Source organism: Streptomyces graminofaciens (genome assembly GCF_030294945.1).
Lineage (GTDB): Bacteria > Actinomycetota > Actinomycetes > Streptomycetales > Streptomycetaceae > Streptomyces > Streptomyces graminofaciens.
In genome coordinates this window covers 5,247,298-5,264,743 of the sequence record NZ_AP018448.1, presented here as the reverse complement: position 1 = coordinate 5,264,743, position 17,446 = coordinate 5,247,298, and the positions used below count along the sequence as shown (strand labels likewise).

Here is a 17,446-nt window from a genome sequence, read left to right as displayed (position 1 = left end):
GTGGGTGTTGGTGGACGAGGGGGCGGGGGCAGGGGCAGGGGCGATCAGGGGGCGACGTACTCGCCGAGCGCGTCCCCGAGGAGCACGCGAAGCCGGGCGAGGGCGCGCACGCACCGCGTCCGTACGGCCGCCGAACTGGCGTTCATGGCGGCGGCGGTCTCCTCGATGGACCGGTCCTCCCAGTAGCGCAGGACGACCACGGCCCGGTCCTTGGCGGGCAGCTGGGCGAGCGCCTCGACGAGGGTGAGCCGCAGGGAGGCGTCGGAGCCGGGAACGGCGGCCCTGTCGGGTATCGAGTCGGTGGCCCGCTCTTTGCTGCTCCGCCGACGCTGATGGGCGAGAAAGGTCCGAGTGAGCACGGTCTGCGCGTACCCCGCCGGATTCCCGACCCGCTGCACGCGTCCCCACCGCACGTACAGCCGGCCGAGCGTCTCCTGCACGAGATCCTCGGCGAGATGGGTGTCACCGCCGGTGAGCAGACAGGCGGACCGGTAGAGATGCCCCGCGCGCGCCGCGGCGAACTCCTGGTACTCGTCCGCGCGGACTTGTCTCATCTCTGACTCCCACTGGGTGGACTGGCCGGGCTTCTCACTTCATTGATGCGGTGGACCCCGGGGAATGTTTCAGCATGATCTAGCGCGGAACCCCGGGTGTTCACGCCCGGGAGGAAGCGCTGGCGTGGACCTTGGTATCGAGAACATCGCCACCGCCTCCACCGGCTACCTCGCGGCCGGGCGGGGGCTCAACCGGTACCGCAAGGCGACAGCTTGCCCTGCGTGCCAAGCTCCAGAAGAAGCGCACCAAGAGCGCCAAGCGGCGGCTCAAGGCCCGTGCCCGCAAAGAGGCGCGGCACGCCGCCAACCAGAACCACATCATCTCCAAGACGATCGTGACCGAGGCTGAACGCACCGGGCGCGGCCTGTCCCTCGAAGAACTCAAGGGCATCCGCAACCGGGTACGGCTCCGCAAGCCCCAACGGGTCGCACTCCACTCCTGGGCGTTCGCCCAGCTCGGAGACTTCATCGTCTACAAGGCCAAGCGGGCCGGTGTGCCCCTGGTTTTCGTTGATCCCGCGTACACGTCGCAGACGTGCGCCGAGTGCGGCCACGTCGACAAGCGAAACCGTGTCGACCAGGGGCTTTTCATCTGCCGGGGGTGCGGGGTCGTTGCCCACGCCGACCGGAATGCTTCCCACAACATCGCCACCCGTGGCGAGAGAGTGTGGAATGCGGGGCGTGAGTCACGCGTCCCTGCCACCCCATAACGGGGTGTCTGGACGGAGGAGTCCACCCCAGCAGCCAGTTGGGCACTACTTCCAAGCCCGGTCCTTCAGGGCCGGGTCAAGTTGACAGACGGGTGAGGGATACGGTGCGGAACGCACGGAGACAGACGACCCGCACACAACCTCAGGGGGACGAGCCACGATGGACCAGCAACCGCCACCGCCGCCGTGGACCCCGCCCGGGGGAGGGGCGCCCGCGCCCCAGCCGGGCTTCGGCCCACCGCCACCGCCGTACGCGCCACCGGGGCCGCCGCCCGCTCCACCGGGGATGCCTGGAGTGAACCCGTACGGGCAGCAGCCGGCGCCCCCGGCGCCCCCGGTGGCCTCGGGCCCGGAGTTCCTGGCGGTGGACCGCCACAACTCGGTGGTGATCGACCCCTCCGGAGTCGCCTTCGAGGACCACGGCCTCTCCGTCGACTTCCCCTGGCCCGAGATCCGCAGCGTGCACTACAAGTCCAACCCCTCCGGCAAGGCGTTGATGGTCGCGGTGGTCCTTGTGGACGGCCACTTCTACGAGTGCTCGGTGGACGCCAAGCCGAGGGAACGCCTGCACCAGTGGTTCGCCCAGCTGGCGCATGTGCTGGGGTACTACCGGCCGATGGGCTGACGCGCGGCGCCCTGGCGGCTCGGGTTCTCAGAGCAGGTGATCCATTTTCCCGGCCTTGATGTCGAGGATGAGGGTCCGGAGCGCTTCACGGGTGTCGGTGAGGTGGTGCTCCTCGGCACCGGCTATGGCGATGTAGGCGTTGCCGGTGGTGTCGGTGCCGAGGCGGAAGCAGGCCGATCCCTCGGCGCAGAACGGCTCTTCCCACGTGATGTCGGCCATGGCTGTCTCCTTCAGAGTTGGCTGGCGATGTCCTGGATGAAGACGCGCGACTCCTCGGTCGCCAGGGCGCGCTGTTCCATCCAGTCCAGTTGGGCTCGGTACTTGGACAACTGGGCTTCCTGGTGGAGGAATTCCGGTCCGTGGGCGCTGTCGATCTGGACGGTGTCGAGCCTCGGCACGGGCCCTTCCATGTAGATCACGGTCTGCCCGGCGCCGGGGAAGGAACCGGCGTCGAACGGAATGACCCGCAGTGACACGTTGGCCCGCTCCGACATGGCGAGCAGATGCTCGAGCTGCGCACGTGCGACCTTGCGCCCGCCGAACTGCATCCGCAGCGCGGCCTCGTGCAGTATCCCGATGTACTCCGTGGGGTTGTCCCTGTCCAGCACCCGCTGACGCTCCAGACGGTGCGCGAGCCGCAGGGCGATCTCATGGTCGGGCAACGGCGGCAGCCCGGCCTTGAACACGGCCTGGGCGTGGTTGCTGGACTGCAGGAGCCCTGGCATGTGGATGAGGTGAACGCTGCGCAGGCGCACCGCATGGTGCTCCAGTTCGGCGATGTCGAGGAGCCCGGTCGGCAGGCTGCCCCGGTACTTCTCCCACCAGCCTCGCTCGGCGGGGTGCGCCATCTCCACCAGTGCGTCGACGTATGCCTCGTCGTCACAGTCGCAGTTGCAGGCCAACGTACGCAGTCGCTCAGGGCTGATGGCACGCGTGCCCGACTCGATGTTGGAGATCTTGCCCCGGTCCACACCGAGCAGTCCGGCGGCGTACTCCCCGGTCATCCCGGCGGCGGTGCGCATCCTCCGTACCTCCGCCCCGAGCCTCTTCTGACGCTCCGTCGGGGACGTCCTCGCGGCCATGCCGTTCCTTCCTCGAAGTCAGCGCCACCCTATGCGGTGCTTGAGTTGCATCAATGGCAGGGCAACATAACCCCCCATTGCCCTACAGTCAGTGATGCACAAGCTACACACGGCAGTTGGTGGTGCATCGCGCGAGCCTGCGTCCACGATCAACCCCATGACCTCACCCGAACCGGAGCCCCCACATGCCCGACCCCACCCCCTGGCACTGCCACCTCGAACTCCCCAACGACCCCCGCTCCCCCCACATCGCCCGCCACACCATCCGCACCACCCTCCTCGGCTACGCCCAGCCTCCCGGCCTCACCGACACCGCCGAACTCCTCACCTCGGAGTCGGTCTCGAACGCGGTGAAGCACTCGGACGGCCCGATCTCCATCAGACTCCGCGCCCACCACGCAGCCATCCGCATCGGAGTCATGGACAACCACCCGGAACTCCCGGAGCCCGTGTCCACGACCCCTGACCAGGGCTTTGGCCGGGGGCTGTTCCTGGTCGAGGCACTCTCGGACGCGTGGGGCCGGTATCCGGTGACGTCCCACTCGCGAACGCCGAGCTGGAAGGTGGTGTGGTTCGAGCTGTCGGCTGCCTGTGGCTGACCGCGCGCAATCACGGCTGCGGTGGGCGGGTCAAAGGAGGCCCGCCTGCCGTGGTTGTCTGCCCCGGGTGTCCCGATGGCGGGAGTGGGAACCGCGGCGTCCCATATATCTCAATCGGTGGAGAAGGTGTGTTCCATGAAGGTCAGGGGTTGTGATTCCGGCTGTGCTTCAAATATCTATTTGTCTTGCCATTTCGGCTTCCCCCAGGAGTCTGTGAGAAAGTAAATCCACCAGACTGGGTTGATGAAGTTCAGCCAGTTCTTCCTGTTCCTGAGATGCCGCTCCCAATATGCATCCTGTTCCTCTACGGAGCCAATTTTGCTGGGGGGTGCATAGGAAAGAGTAGGCGCCAGGTCACGTACGGTCGAGGGGCGCCACATATGTAGGGTGTAGATCATCCAGGCGCCATGTGATGCTGAGAGTGCTGATGGCCTGACGTTGGCCCGTGCTCCGTTGCAGCAGATGATGATGCGCCTTGGGAAAAGTTGAGTACGGATGGATCTCAATGCTTCAAAGACATTGTTGCCAAATGCCGTTGATTCAACCCCGTTGGCTGATTGAAGGCTCAGGTGCCACGGGCCATCGCCTTCAATCAACATCTTCCAGATTGCTTCCCGGCCATCGATTTGGACGCGGATCGGAATTTCTTCGCTCATTCCGTGTGTCCTGGGTTCTCTGTGATTTCTCCGGTGGGCCGTGAGAAGCTCCACCGTTCCGTGCGGAAAATATTTATCGGATCGATATTTCTGAAGATTACTTCACGTTCGGACGGGAATCCGAGTCCTTTTATTCAGGCGCGAATGGCCCCGCCAAAGTGATCGGTTGATATCTACACCGTACCCGGCGCCACGGATCTCTTACACCCACGTGCTGCGACCCTTGGCTTCCATTGGGAAGTTTCCGTCCTCGCTGGCGACCTTGCTCGTTCCAACCCAATTGTAGGGCGTGTTGGACCTGTTACGAGGTGCTTGGATCAGCGAACGCGGTGCCATCCTTTTCTGAGGGATGCTGAGGGGTTTGCCTTCTTTGTTTGCCGAGGCAGCAGGTTCTTTCGTTGGGGCGATTCACTCGGTAATTGAACGACGGAACGGGTCCCAGATCTCACGGACGGCTGCTTGGATTTCTGCATCGGTCAGATCACCTGGCTCCCTGAGGTCCGGGTCGACCGCGTAGTCCTCCAGCATCATGAATACTTGGTCGAAGAGATCTGAGAGCGGCGCCTGGATGCGCTCCCCGTTTGCTTGGGAGGCTCGTCGAGCCTCCCACCAGTCACGGGCGAACTCAGGCGCGGAGCGAGTGCCGTCCGTGAACTCATTCAACAGTGAGAGCTGTCGCCCTACCTCGCTCCCGGGGGAGACATCGGCGGGGTAGGCCCATGCTCTGCGTGCGGGCGGGTGAGCAGTCGCGACGGCCGTCAAGCCCGGGTGCCGATCCGAGAGGGTCCGGGCGTAGCGGCTGAAGCGTGCACGTGCTGCGTCGACGCCCTCGCCGACAGCGGCAGCCATGAAGGCGTCGGTTCCTGCGACGAGTGCATAGCCGGATTCCTGAAACAGTACGCCCCCCTGCCGGTCAGGCGTATAGAAAACTGACGGCGGACGGATGTTTCCGTATCCTGAACCGATCGGGAACTGTACCGCTTTGTCGGCAGGATCGGTGCGGGTACTGCTCGCGAGATCCACGCAGAGTACATGCGGCGCACCCACAGCGCGACAGCCGGCTGCGATGCGGCGGGTCAGTGCAGCATCCACATGCGAACCTGCCGGGACGGGGGCGATCGACTTGCCGCGCAGCCATGGTGAGGAGAAGGTTCCGTCCGGGCCGAGGACAGGGGTGGAGTTTCCAGGCCGTTCGCGTTTCGGATGGGTCACCACAGGAATCCTTCGTCGATAATTCCCTGAAATTGCCGGTCTGACAACTTATAGGCAGACCAGAACTTGCCATCGGTGTGCAGCATCACCATCTTCTGGGTGTCTGGGTCGATGAATCCAACTGCAGTTCCTTGACGCCTGTAGTCAAATCGATAAATTTTTGTTCCATCTGCGGTCATGTGCTCCCGCATAGCGTCTTCGAACCGCTGCATATTGATCTTGTTCAGGTTCCCTGGGGTGTCAAGGAAATCTCCGGCGTGGGCGTGAAACTTCTTGCTCATGATCTTCTGGCTGGAGAAGTCCGCCTTTTCTTCCCATGCGCCGCGGGGGCACGGTGCAAGCCCGAGGGGATCAGTCCAAGCGTAGGGGTTGTCTACGTAAGCGGCTGGATTGGGGGCAGGTGCAAGCCCAAGGGGGTCGCAAGTGATGTAACGGGCAGTTTCGGGGTCGTAGTGGCGAAGATAGTTGTAATGAAGGCCGGTTTCCGGGTCGTAGTACTGGCCGGGAAATCGGAGGGGTGTATAGGCCGTGCTGTCAGTTGCCCAAGCCGTAGTCCCCCACAGAGTGCTTCGTGTGCGCCAGGCGATCCCACCTTGCTCGTCCACGAGTTCGCTCGGGGTTCCCATGAAGTCCGTGACGATGGCGAAGAAGCGGGAGTCGATCTCCTCCTGCGGTGCGTCGGTCGCGGTGATGCGTTCCGTTTGGGCGATGGGACTCAGTCCCTGGTGGTCCCACGTCAGCGTCACCGAGTTCGGTAGGCCTGTGGACGTGGTCGTCTGTTCGCAGAGGGTCGTGTCGTCCCAGGTGAAGTCGACCCGTTCGACAACCGTCTCGCCGTCACCGGACAGGCGGAGTTTCGCTGTGCGGCGGCCGAGAGGGTCGTACGTGTACCGCCAACGCGTGCCGTCCGGTGTCGTCACCGACGTCAGTCGGTCCTCGGCGTCCCACTCGTACCGCCACGTGTCCGGCTTGCGGGACAGGCGCGTCTTCTGGCGGAGGGTGATGCGGCCGAGGGCGTCGTGTTCGTAGCGGACGTTGCCCGCGCGGGTGATCCGGGTGCCCGTGTAGGTCCGGGCGCCCGCCGCCTCCTGGCCCGGGTGGTCCGTCGGCCAGGACGCCGACGTCTGGTTGCCCGTCTCGTCGTAGGCGTACGTCTCCGTCCAGTTCGCCGCGTGCACCGCCGTCACGCGGCCCGCCGCGTCCAGGTCGAAGCGGCGGGAGCCGGACAGGTGGTCGTCGATGCCTATCAGGTTGCCGTCGGCGCGGTAGGTGTATGCCCGGTGTTGGACCGAGCGGTTGTCCGCTCCTCGCACCGACTGACTTGTCAGGCGGCCCAGGGGGTCGAAGGTGTGTTCCAGAGTGACCGTCTCGCCGATGCGGCGGGTGAGTTCTCGGCCTGCCTCGTCGTAGGTGAAGCCGACGGTCCGGCCTGAGGCCGTCATCCCCGTACGGCGCCCGGCCGCGTCGTACGTCCACGTCGTCGTCGCGCCCGTCGGCGTCGTACGGCTCACGCGGCGGCCGAACTCGTCGTACCCGTACGTCAGTTTGCGGCCGTCGACCGTCTCCGAGCGCACCAGGCCGAAACGGTCGCGCAGGACGGAAAGCGTGGTGTCCGCGCCCGTCGCCTGGGCCAGCTGGTCCGTCATGTCGTACGCGTACGTCGTGACCTGGCCCGCCGCGTCCTTGCGTGTCATCTGGCCCAGAGCGTTGCGTTCGAAGGACACCACCTGGCCGAGCGCGTTCGTGCGGGACCTCAGGCGGCCCGCCTCGTCGTGCTCGTATGTGAGGGTGCGGTCGTCGAAGTCCGTCTCCGAGATCAGGCGGCCTGCCGGGTCGTACTCGTACTCCCATGTCAGGCCTTGCGGGTTGGTCACCCGCGTCAGGTGCAGTTCCGCGTCGTGCTCGAACTCGTATCGGACGCCGTCGGGGCCCGTGCGGGCCGTCAGCAGGTCGAAGTGCGTGTACTCGAAGCGGGAGACGCCGCCCATCGCGTCCGTGTGGCTCGTGCTGTTGCCCTCGCCGTCGTACGTCCACGACTCCGTCGTGCCGTCGGCGGCCGTGCGGCGGGCCAGGTGACCCTCGACCGTCCACTCCACGTGGGTCGTGGCGCCCGTAGCGTCCGAGATGGTGACCGGTCTGCCGAAGGGGTCTCTTTCGTAGCGGGTCGTCGCGCCGAGCGGGTCCGTGACCTCGATCGGGAGGCCGGCGCTGTCGCAGCGGATCGTCGTCGCGTTGCCCAGGGGGTCGGTCACCGTGGTCAGGTGGCCGGAATCGTTGTACGTGAAGCGGGTGGTCCGGCCGGTGGGGCCGGTCACCGACGTGCGGTTTCCCCGGTCGTCGTACGTCTGGTGTACGACCGTGCCGTCCGGGGTCACCACCCGCACCGGCAGGCCCAGCTCGTTGTACTCCGCCGTTGATTCGCGGCCGTCCGGGCGTACGACAGCCGTCGGGTTGCCCGCCTCGTCGTAGCGGAACGACGTCGTGTGGCCCAGGGGGTCCGTCTGGGACAGCAGGCGGTTGTAGCGGTCCCGTTCGTAACGGGTGACCGCGCCCAGTGGGTCGATGTCGGCGACCACCTGCCATGCCTCGTTGATGAGGAAGCGGCGGGTGTGGCCCTCGCCGGTCGTCGTGGTCGTGACGCGGAGGCCCGTGTCGGGGTCCGTGTCGTCGTACGAGACGCGCAGGGTCATGTGGCCCGCCGAGCCGCCCTCGGCCGTGCAGCGGTCCTGGTCGTCGTACTCGTAGGTGTAGCCGCGGTCGTTCGTGTCCGTCCACGACGTGACACGGCCCGCCTCGTCGTAGGTGAAACGGAGGGGGAGACCGGAGGAGTTCACGACCTCGGTGAGGTTGCCGTCGGTGTAGCCGTAGCGTTTCAGCTCCCGGTCGGCGGCGGCCAGGTGGAGGGCCGTGACCCGGTTCGCGTCCGTGGCGATGCGTACGTCGTATCCGGCGCTGGAGACGATGCCGAGCGGGGTGCCTTCGGTGTCGTACTCGAAGGTGATCCAGTTGCCGTTGCGGTCGTCGATCTGTTCGAGGACGGCGAGGGTCTCGGTTCTGTCGGAGAAGTGCCAGGTGCGGCGGGTCTGCGGGTCGGTGACCGTGTAGCCGCCGTCCTCGCGGGACAGGGGCCAGCGCGGGCCGTGGCCGGGGAGGGTCGGGACGCCGGGGGCCGGGTGGGGGTAGTCGAGGAGGAGGCCGTCCTCGGTGACGAAGATGACGCCCTCGGAGTCGATCTCCAGGCGCTGGTCGACGGTGGAGGACCAGGACGGGCCGAACCACTTGCCCAGGTGGTAGCCCGACTCGACACGGCGTCTGAACACCAGGGGAAGGGCGCCGGGCAGCGTCACGTCCGTCTGGGGGAGGTACATCCTGCCGGTGGCGAAGTCGATCGGGTCGGAGCCCCGCGACTCCACCGCGTCGGGCTGGCGCGAGTCCCGGCCGGGGCCGTCGCTGACGCTTTCTCGCGCCGACACGTCCGGCTTCTTTCCCGACTCGAGCGCGTCTTTGATGCCCTTGAGCGTCCCTTTGAGTCCGCCGGTCGCCGCTCCGCGTGCGGCCCCCGCTCCCTTGCCGGCGAAGATTTCGGGGAGCAGGCGGCCGATGCCCTCGCTCTTGTCCTTCTTGAAGGACTCGTACGCCTCCGTCACGGCGCGGTCGGGGTGCGCGACCGTCGAGGTGACGCCCGCCAGAGTCATGCTGACGTTCTGGTAGTACTCGGCGGGGTGGGACAGGTTGTAGGGGTCGAGGGCGTTCATGCTGCGGCCGAAGGTGATCGCGCCCGCGACGCCCTTGACCACGCCGCCGGCGACGTGGGTCAGTTCCACGCTCTGCGCTGCCCCGGTGTCGGCGAGGTTGGCCGCGAGGCGGAGTGCGGGTGGCATTTCGGCGGGGGCGTGTTCCAGGGCGGCCTTCACCGTGGTGGCGGCGGTGCGGGCGGCCTCGTTGCGCTGGCGGCGGGCCTCCTTGAGGATCTCGTGGGCCCTGGTGATGTCCTTCTTGCCCGGGTCGGGACCGAGTTCGGGTTTGGGGCCGGGGTCGTCACCCGACTTGACCTTGGCGTTGTAGGTGTCGACCTTGGCGTTGTACGCGTCCACCGCGTCCGTGGACGCCTTCCTGCCGTCCCGGTACGCGTCGATCGCGTCCTGCGCCTGCTCCTGCGCCCACTTGACCGTGTCCGCGTACGAGTCGAGCGCCTTGGCGGCCTTGTCGCAGGCGTCCGCCGCCTGCGCCCACTTCTTGGGCTGCATGGCGAACTTCTCGCGGAAGGTGTCGGCCGCCTGGCCCTTCCAGTGCGAGGAGTCCAGCTTCCGCATGCCGTCGCCGACCTTGTCGAAGGCCGTGTGGAAGTCCTTCAGGTGCTTGGCGCTCTCCCGGATGCGGGCCGGGCTGCCGTGGATGAGTTCGTTCGCTTGTTCGGTGTCGCCGAGTTGCTGCTCGCCCGGGGTGGCGCCCAGTGCCGAGGCCGTCTCGTCACCCCAGTCCTCGACCTTGTCCGCCCAGCCCTCGGCGCCGACCTTCTCCAGGCCCCAGCCGACGGCGTCGGTGCCCTTGTCGATGCCCTCGCCGACGAGCTTCTTGCCGCCGTCGATGAGGTCCTCGCCCTTGCCGACGACGGCGTTGGCCACGCCTTTCCAGGTCCAGTCGTCACCCATCAGCCCGCGTCCCCGCCCTGGCCCTCGGTCTGCGCTTCGGCCGCCTGCGCGCGCTCTTCCGGCGACGGACCGAACTGCTGGTCCAGCCACGTCTCGTACTGCGCGTCCGTCATGCCCATCTGCTCCTGGGGCGTACCGACCGGCCCCTGCCAGAGCACCTCGGACGTCATCACGTCACGCTTCGCGTCGTTCCACGCCTGGTCGCTGTTCTCCTGCGCCTTCTGCCAGGACTCCTCGCTCCAGTCGGCGTCGGCGAACATGTGGTTGTCGCCTATCTCGCCCCAGCTCATCTGGGTGACCTCGTCCTCGGAGAGCTGCGGGTTGCCCATCACCGAGTTCGCCGCGATCTTGAACGTGCCGTCGATGTACTGCTCGGTCTCGTAGAACGTGCCCGCCGTCAGGCCCACCTCGTCCGCGAAACGGCTGCCCTCCTGGACCAGCGCGCGTACGCCCCACTCCCAGCGCTCGCAGAAGGAGTCGAGCGCCGACGTCAGTCCGCCGTGCCCCAACTCAAGCCCGGACAGCGCAAGATCGGAGAAACTGCGGCCCGCGCTCGCCTCCCCGATCATGCCGAGTTCCTTGAGTTCCGCCATGGCCAGGTTGATGCCCTCGGTGATCAGCGCCAGGCCCTCCACCTGGAGGTCCTTGCCCGCCTCACCGCCGCCGCCCCCACCGCTGCTGCCACTCAACGCACCGAACCCCCGTCCACCTCGGCCCCTGCCACACCCACATCCACACCCGCGTCCACCGCCGCCGCGTCCGGCACGATCCCCAGCACCGGCGGGAACAGGGCACCCCCGCCCTCGCCTTCACTCCCGGCGTCCAGCGCCACCCCGTACGGCACCGGCATCGCGGGGATCACCGCATCCAGCAACCGGGCGCCCAGCACCCGGTCGTACACCCACTCCCGCGAACCCTCACCCCTTGCGATGGCGAACCGCGCCAACGTCGACTCGTCCGAGAACGCGTAGATCCACCGGATGCCGCCGAACTCCGCCGTCAACGGGCCCCCGCCCTCACCCAACGGCAACAACACCGCCGTCCGCCGGAACTCGCCCAGCAGGGCCGCCGCTTCCCGTCGGCGCCGGGCCACGTCGACAGAAGACCCCTGGTCGGAAGGGATTTCCAGGGGCTCCAGGGGCTCCAGGGGCTCCAGGGGCTCCAGGGGCTCCGAGGGTTCCAGGGATTCCGGGGATTCCGGGGATTCCGGGGATTCCGGGGACTCCGGGGATTCCGGGAACTCCGAGGGCGACGGCTCGGAGACGGGTTCCACGGCGACCGTCTCAGCGGCCCCGGCCGCCTTCTCGACCACAGCCGCAGGAGCCATGAACTCGAAGATCCTCGACCGGCGCACACCCTCGGCCGACCCGCCCTCTCCCCCGTGATCAGACATGCGTGCGATCATTCCACCGGCCCGCCGCCACCTGCAACGCCGAACCCTTTGCCGCAAAGCCGAACCCTTGGCTGCGAAGACGCCCGCCGACTGTCGTTCAGCACTCCCCACCCGCAGGCGCCTTGACGGTCGGCAGCCCCGCGCGGACATGGTCCGCCCACGCCAACAGGCCGTACGCGCCCGAGCGTCGGGCCAGGGCCCTCGCCCGGTCCAGGTGGGACCCGGCCTCCGCGAAACGGTCCGGCAGTGATGTCAGCGCCGTGCCCGCCGTGATGTGTGAGATGGCCTCGTACAGCGGCATCCGGCACGTGGCGAAGGTGGTGGCCGCCCGAGCGGCGTGGTGGGCGGCGGTCGCGAAGGCGCGGCGGGCCAGGTGGACCTCCGCCTCGGAGAGGGCCGTGAAGGCCTGTTGATGGAGGGGGCCTTCGGGGTCCGTCGCGGCGGCCGAGCGGGCCGCCCAGTCGGCGGCGGCCGTGACGTTCCCCCGCGCCAGCTCCGCGCTGGTCAGGACCGCGTACCACAGGGGGCGGACCGGAGCCTCGAAGCGGGGGAGGGCGGGGCCGCCGCCGCTGCGGACCATCGTGCGGACGCAGCTCTCCGGGTCGCCGGACAGGAGGAGCGTGTGGCTGAGGACGCCCAGGGCCGCCGCCCTGATCGTGGTGGGCTCGGGCGCGTTCTCGTCGGCGTGGCGGTCCAGGCCGGACTCCTGGAAGGTCTTCAGCGCGCCCGGGATGTCGCCCCGCCACAGCTGGACGGCCGCGCGCACGGCCGTCGCGAACGAGGACGCCTCGTCGCTGCCCACGAACGACGCCGCCTCCAGCGCCGCGTCCGCGCAGCGCGCCGCCTCGTCCAGGTCGCCGAGCTGGAGGTTCACATACGCCGACGCGGCGAACAGGTCGGTGAGCAACATGCTGTTGCCGGTACGGCGGGACAGCGCCACCCCCCGGTCGAGATGCCTCAGCGCCGACGCGTAGCGGGCCTGCAGGAACTCCGTCCAGCCGGTCAGGACCAGGGAGTCCATGTACTGCGGTTCGTCGTCCCCGGCAGTGTCCGCGCCGCCGAGCGCCCCAGCCGCCCCGCCACCGACGTCGTCGCCGTCGCCGTGCCGTCTGTCGTCACCGGGGGCGTCCAGCGCTCCGCACAGCGCGTTCAGGTGGTGCAGTGCCTGGGCGTGGTGGCCCGTGGACGTGGACGCCAGGGCGAGCAGGCCCCTCGCCGTCGCCGCCTGTGCCGGGTCGCCGGAGCGTTCCGCCGACTGCAGGGCCCGTTCGCTCCAGTGCAGGGCCGCGGAGAAGTCGTCGGTGCGCTGGGCCACCGCCGCGAGGGCCGCTTCGAGATATGGGGTGCCCGAGTGGTCGAGCCGGGGGAGGGCCGGGCCGGTGTGGCCGTCGTGCGGGCGGGGGCCGTCCTGGGCGGTGAGTTCGCCGCGCAGCAGCCGTACGGCCTCGTCGTAGTCGCCGAGCATCCACTCCATGGTGGCCAGCGAGACCGTCACCTGTACGCGGTCCTCGGCCGCCCGCACGGGCAGCAACGACCGCAACGTACGCAGCAGTTCACGGCTGTCCCGCAGCCGGCCGGCCGTGCCCAGCGCGGTGGCCTGCTGGAACCACAGGTCGGGCCGCTGCCGGCCCTCCTCGCCCAGCAGCCGCAACGCCTCCGCCGTCCAGTGCGCGGCGGTCGCCGGGGCGACGGTGAGGACCGTACGGGCGGCCCGGGCCAGCAGATCCGCGGCCCGGCGGTCACCCGGCTGCGCCGACCGCTGGACATGGAAGGCCTGGGTGGTGAGCGGCGCCCCGGTCGCCGCCAGATACCGGGCGGCCCGGGCGTGCGCGCCGATCCGCCAGCCCGCGCCCGCTCCCTCGTACACCGCGGCCCGTACGAGCGGGTGACGGAACCGGAATCGGCCGGGCGTGTCGGCGTCCGCCGGGCGGATCAGATCGTGCGCGGCGAGTTCGTCCAGGGAGGCGAGGGAGTCCGCAGGGGAGGGTTCGCCGTCCAGGACCACGTCACCACCGCCCTCGTAGCCGCCTCCGTACCCGCCTTCGTACGCCACCGCCGCCGCCGTCTCCGCCGTGAAGGAGTCGCCCAGTACGGCCGCGGCCCGCGCGGTCCTGCGGGCCTGCGGCGACACGCCCTCCAGCTCGGCCAGGAGGGCGTCGCGTACGGCGGAGGGCAGATCGGCGATGTCCGTCAGGGGGAGAGCGGGTGGCCCGGTGGTCAGGGCCCGTGATGTGCGCGGGCGGGCCAGCGCTTCGAGGTAGAGCGGGTTCCCGGAGGAGGCCCGGTACAGCTGCTGCCAGTGGGTGGCGCCCAGCCCCTCGCCGTACAGCCGGGCCGCGTCCGTCGACGACAGCGGGCCCAACTCCAGCCGCTCCGAACGGTGTTCGGCCCGTGACCGGGACAGGGCCGTGGACAGACGGGGCGGGAGCTGGCGGGGGCGGTGGGCGAGGGCCAGGAGCACGGGGGCGCGCGGCGGATGCCGCAGGAGGTGGTCGATCAGCTCCACGGTGCCTTCGTCCGCCCAGTGCAGGTCGTCGAGGGTGAGGACCAGACCATGGGGGCCGGCCAGGGTCTCCAGCAGCGAACGCATCGCCCCGTGCAGCCAGTAGCGTTCGGCGCGGGCCGTGCCCGGAGACGTACCGTCGCCGTCGAGCCCGAGCCCGAGCCCGAGCGACGGGAAGACGGTGGCGAGGTGGTGAGCCACGGCCGGCGGAAGTCCCGCGACGGTACCGGTGGCCGCCAGCTGGTCGTCGAGGGCGTCCACGAACGCGCCGTACGGTGTCGCCCGGTCGTACTGCACACTGCGGCCGGTGAGGGTCAACAGGCCCTGCTGCCGGGCCCGTTCGGCCAGTTCGTCCAGTAATCGGGTCTTGCCGATACCGGGTTCCCCGGCGAGCTCCAGCACCCGGGGGCCGGCGCCTCGCCGCTGCCGCGCGAAGCCCTCGGCGCACTCCGTGACCGCCCGTTCGAGTACGGCAAGTTCGGCGTCGCGGCCCACCAGGGGGCGACCAGGGCCCGACTTCTTGGGCTCGGGTGGGGCAGCAGCCGTACCGGACGCCACGACACCCACGTCCGACGCGCCGCCGCCCATGGTGACCACGGCGCTGTCACCGCGTACGCCCGGCACCTCCCCCCGCAGGATCAGCTGATGGGCCCGCCGCGCCTCCGGCCCGGGATCAGTGCCCAGCTCCTCCGCCAGCCGTGCGCGCAGCTCCGCGTACCGGGCCAGCGCCTCCGGGGCGCGGCCGGAGGCGCCGAGCGCCCGCATCAGCGCCGAGGTCAGCGGCTCGACCAGCGGATACTCGGCGACCAGCTCGGCCAGCCGGCCCGTGACCGCCGCGTGGTTGCCGCACCGGAGTTCGGCGTGCGCCCACAGCACCACGGCGTCCAGATACCGCTGCCGCCAGCTCTCCCCGGTACGCGCCGCCCACGCCCCCGGCAGTCCGGCGAACGGTTCCCCGCGCCACAGCCCACAGGCCTCGCGGAGCAGCAACGCGCGTTTCGCGTACGGAAGTTGTGGGTCGGCGGCCTGTTCCACCGCGCCACGGAAGCGGTGCAGGTCGACCCGGTCGGGAGCGACGTCGAGGAGGTAGCCGCCGGCCCGGCGCAGCAGACGGGGTACGGCACCGGTGGCGGTCGTCGTGCCCTCCGCCAGCGTCCGGCGGATCCGGGCGACATGGGAGTAGAGCGAGGCGCGGGCCTCGTCGGGCGGTTCCTCGCCCCACACCCGGTCGATCAGCGTCTCCAGCGGGACGGGGCGTCCGGCGTCGACGAGCAGGGCGGCCAGCAGCGTGCGCCGCTGGGGCGGCCCCACCTCCACCACCCCTCCGGACACCTTCAGTTCCAAGGGGCCCAGGAGCAGAAACTCCGTCACGGCGTCATCACATCAGGCGCATGTCGAACGAACAAGTGTCACTCCGATGTCTGTCCGACAAGCTTTCGACAAGGCTTTCACCAGACGCCCCGGTCATCATCGAACCCAGACGCCGCCGCGACCGCGCGGAACGAGTCCGCGGGGAGATCAGGGGATCGGGGGAACGGGGACCGGGGGGCCGCGAGGTCGCCGGCGGCGTCAGCGAGCACCTCCGTGCACGGCCCCCAACGGCCCCCAACGGCCCCCGCCGTCCTACGCCTTGGGCCGCTCCCGGTACTCGTCGACGATCGCCCGCTCCAGAACGGCGGTCTCCGCCAGCACCGTCCCCTTCTTGCCCGTCGGGCCGCTCTCGGCCAGATAACTGCGCTCGCCGAGGTACATGAGGCTGTCCCGGTCGAAGACCCACTCGGTGGCCCACGACAGCCGCTCGTCGACCCGGCGGATGCCGATCCCGTGGCGTCCGGCCGGGTCCACCGCGTCCTCGATCCGTGTCACCCCGGGCAGCTTCGCCGCGGCCGCGTACAGCGCGGCGGCGGTCTCGGGGGGCATGACCGTGGTGCCCACCAGCTCGCCGATCCGGTCGAACACGACCTGGGCCTTCTCCTCCCCGTCCATCGGCTTGCTCAGCCGGTAGAGCTCGGCGAGCAGGTCGTCCGGGTCGGTGGGCAGGGAGGCCAGCCACTTGTACGTGGGCCGGTCGATCCCCGCCGGGGTGCCGGGCGAGCCCGGCGGCAGCAGCTCCCGCCTCGGGTAGTAGTCGCCTTCCTCGTAGGACAGGGCCAGCTGCTTGACCGGGCCCGGCTCCTGCGACACCCACTCCTCCAGTTCGTGCAGCTCCCCGGGCACCCACGGGCTGTCCTGATCCTTGGCCTCCGCCCCGGCCGTCAGCATCCTGACGTACACGAGCTGGTCGTCCCGTACGGGCGTGACCTCCGTCTTCGCGGCGACATCGGCGATGCGGTCGAGGAGGACCACGGCGTTCTCGGCGCGGGACGACTCGACCCCGTAGCCGGAGTCCAGGTGTGTGACGAGGCCGGCGGTCAGCGCCCCGGCCAGCGTGAGCGCCGCGACGGGCAGCCACAGGGCCGGGCGCGGCAGCCGACGGCGCGTCGGCCGGACGGGGGCGGACACGGCGGGGGCGGAGGCGCCAGCGGCAGGGGCGGTGGTCTGATCGTCGTCGATGAGCTGCATCAAACGGTCCTTGTGATGGTCGTGGCGACCAGGCGGGAGATCCCGTTCGGGCGGGGGCGGAAGCAGGCGGGCCAGCTTCTCGTGCGCGTCGTTCATCGGGATCCCTCCTGAATCTCCTTGAGCGGACGGGCCGCGAACGCGGCCTCACCGATTACCTCTCCGCGACGACGAGGTGGTTCCACACTTTTTCTCCCGCTTCCTGGGCTTTCCTCCTTCAGCTGCTGGTCCGCCAGTCGCCCCAGCCGCGCCCGCGCCCGCGACAACCGGGAGCGCACCGTCCCCACCGGGACGCCCAGCGCCTCGGCCGCCTGCGCGTAGTCCAGCCCGGACCACACGCACAGCGCCAGCACCTCCCGCTCCGAGCGCCGCAGCCGCCCGTACACCTGCCGTACGGCGGCCAGTCGGCGCGCGTCGTCGAGGCGTCCGGCGGTCTCGTCGGCGAAGTCGGCCACGGGGTCCGGCGCCGGGCGGCGGGCCAGGAAGGCCAGGCGGCGGCCGACGCCGCGGTTGGCGTTGCGGGCCTTGTTGGTCGCCATGCCCAGCAGCCACGGCAGCACGGTGCCGCCGTCCGGCTCCAGTCGCTCCCGGCCCCGCCAGGCGTCGAGGAAGGTGTCGCCCATCACCTCCTCGGCGGTCGACCAGTCGCCGGTCAGCCGGAAGGCGTGGTTGTAGACGGTACGGGCGTACTCCTCGTAGACCTCCGCGAAGGCCTCGCGGTCGCCCGCCCGTATCCGTACCCGCAAAGGGTCACTCATCTCGCATGCACCTCAAACACCTCACACCCTTGCCTCTCCGCGAGGCGCGGGTGGTTCCGGTGACGTGCGCCACAGCCGTGACGCGGGGGAGGAGGTGCTCTTTCGTCAACGCTTCCGCGCCGGCTCGGAGTAACCCTTCGGGG

13 protein-coding genes and 1 pseudogene are annotated in these 17,446 nt (G+C 69.4%); 3 read left to right on the top strand and 11 right to left on the bottom strand.

The window, feature by feature from the left end; genetic code table 11:
* Positions 1-44 precede the first annotated feature (44 nt).
* Positions 45-554, bottom strand: coding sequence for a SigE family RNA polymerase sigma factor (locus SGFS_RS22405; RefSeq protein WP_286252793.1), 510 nt, complete (start codon positions 552-554; stop codon positions 45-47).
* A 112-nt stretch (positions 555-666) separates the two neighbouring features.
* Between SGFS_RS22405 and SGFS_RS22400 the strand changes: the two are divergent.
* A pseudogene (locus SGFS_RS22400) lies at positions 667-1,264 on the top strand (RNA-guided endonuclease InsQ/TnpB family protein); the annotation flags it as partial.
* 295 nt (positions 1,265-1,559) lie between these two features.
* Positions 1,560-1,889, top strand: coding sequence for a hypothetical protein (locus SGFS_RS22395; protein ID WP_434027829.1), 330 nt, complete (start codon positions 1,560-1,562; stop codon positions 1,887-1,889).
* Positions 1,890-1,916: 27 nt separating this feature from the next.
* Here SGFS_RS22395 and SGFS_RS22390 read toward each other — a convergent pair whose 3' ends face one another.
* On the bottom strand, positions 1,917-2,108 hold the full coding sequence (locus tag SGFS_RS22390) for a hypothetical protein (RefSeq protein WP_286252789.1): 192 nt from the start codon (positions 2,106-2,108) through the stop codon (positions 1,917-1,919).
* A gap of 11 nt (positions 2,109-2,119) precedes the next feature.
* The gene (locus tag SGFS_RS22385) at positions 2,120-2,971 is read right to left on the bottom strand and encodes a helix-turn-helix domain-containing protein (RefSeq protein ID WP_286252787.1); all 852 of its coding nucleotides are present in this window, start codon (positions 2,969-2,971) and stop codon (positions 2,120-2,122) included.
* 185 nt (positions 2,972-3,156) lie between these two features.
* On the opposite strand from SGFS_RS22385, the gene SGFS_RS22380 reads away from it, so the two are divergent.
* Positions 3,157-3,570 carry an ATP-binding protein gene (locus SGFS_RS22380; protein ID WP_286252786.1) on the top strand — a complete coding sequence of 138 codons (414 nt, stop codon included), beginning with the start codon at positions 3,157-3,159 and terminating at the stop codon, positions 3,568-3,570.
* 176 nt (positions 3,571-3,746) lie between these two features.
* Here SGFS_RS22380 and SGFS_RS22375 read toward each other — a convergent pair whose 3' ends face one another.
* From SGFS_RS22375 to SGFS_RS22340, 8 genes are all read right to left on the bottom strand, one after another.
* Positions 3,747-4,226, bottom strand: a complete 480-nt coding sequence (locus tag SGFS_RS22375) for a hypothetical protein (protein ID WP_286252785.1) — start codon at positions 4,224-4,226, stop codon at positions 3,747-3,749.
* A gap of 408 nt (positions 4,227-4,634) precedes the next feature.
* Entirely contained in the window at positions 4,635-5,438 is an 804-nt protein-coding gene (locus tag SGFS_RS22370; protein WP_286252784.1) for a colicin immunity domain-containing protein, read from the bottom strand.
* A complete protein-coding gene (locus tag SGFS_RS22365; protein WP_286252782.1) occupies positions 5,435-10,090 on the bottom strand; it encodes a putative T7SS-secreted protein in 4,656 nt (1,551 codons plus the stop codon). Before SGFS_RS22365 ends, SGFS_RS22370 begins: the two co-directional genes overlap by 4 nt.
* A complete protein-coding gene (locus tag SGFS_RS22360) occupies positions 10,090-10,779 on the bottom strand; it encodes a hypothetical protein (RefSeq protein WP_286252780.1) in 690 nt (229 codons plus the stop codon). Before SGFS_RS22360 ends, SGFS_RS22365 begins: the two co-directional genes overlap by 1 nt.
* Positions 10,776-11,237, bottom strand: a complete 462-nt coding sequence (locus tag SGFS_RS22355; protein ID WP_434028206.1) for a hypothetical protein — start codon at positions 11,235-11,237, stop codon at positions 10,776-10,778. Before SGFS_RS22355 ends, SGFS_RS22360 begins: the two co-directional genes overlap by 4 nt.
* Positions 11,238-11,580: 343 nt before the next feature.
* The gene (locus SGFS_RS22350; protein WP_286252778.1) at positions 11,581-15,357 is read right to left on the bottom strand and encodes a BTAD domain-containing putative transcriptional regulator; all 3,777 of its coding nucleotides are present in this window, start codon (positions 15,355-15,357) and stop codon (positions 11,581-11,583) included.
* Between the two features lie 252 nt (positions 15,358-15,609).
* A complete protein-coding gene (locus SGFS_RS22345; protein WP_286252776.1) occupies positions 15,610-16,644 on the bottom strand; it encodes a CU044_5270 family protein in 1,035 nt (344 codons plus the stop codon).
* Entirely contained in the window at positions 16,641-17,303 is a 663-nt protein-coding gene (locus SGFS_RS22340; RefSeq protein ID WP_286252774.1) for an RNA polymerase sigma factor, read from the bottom strand. The genes SGFS_RS22345 and SGFS_RS22340 overlap by 4 nt, the downstream gene beginning before the upstream one ends.
* Between the last annotated feature and the right edge of the window lie 143 nt (positions 17,304-17,446).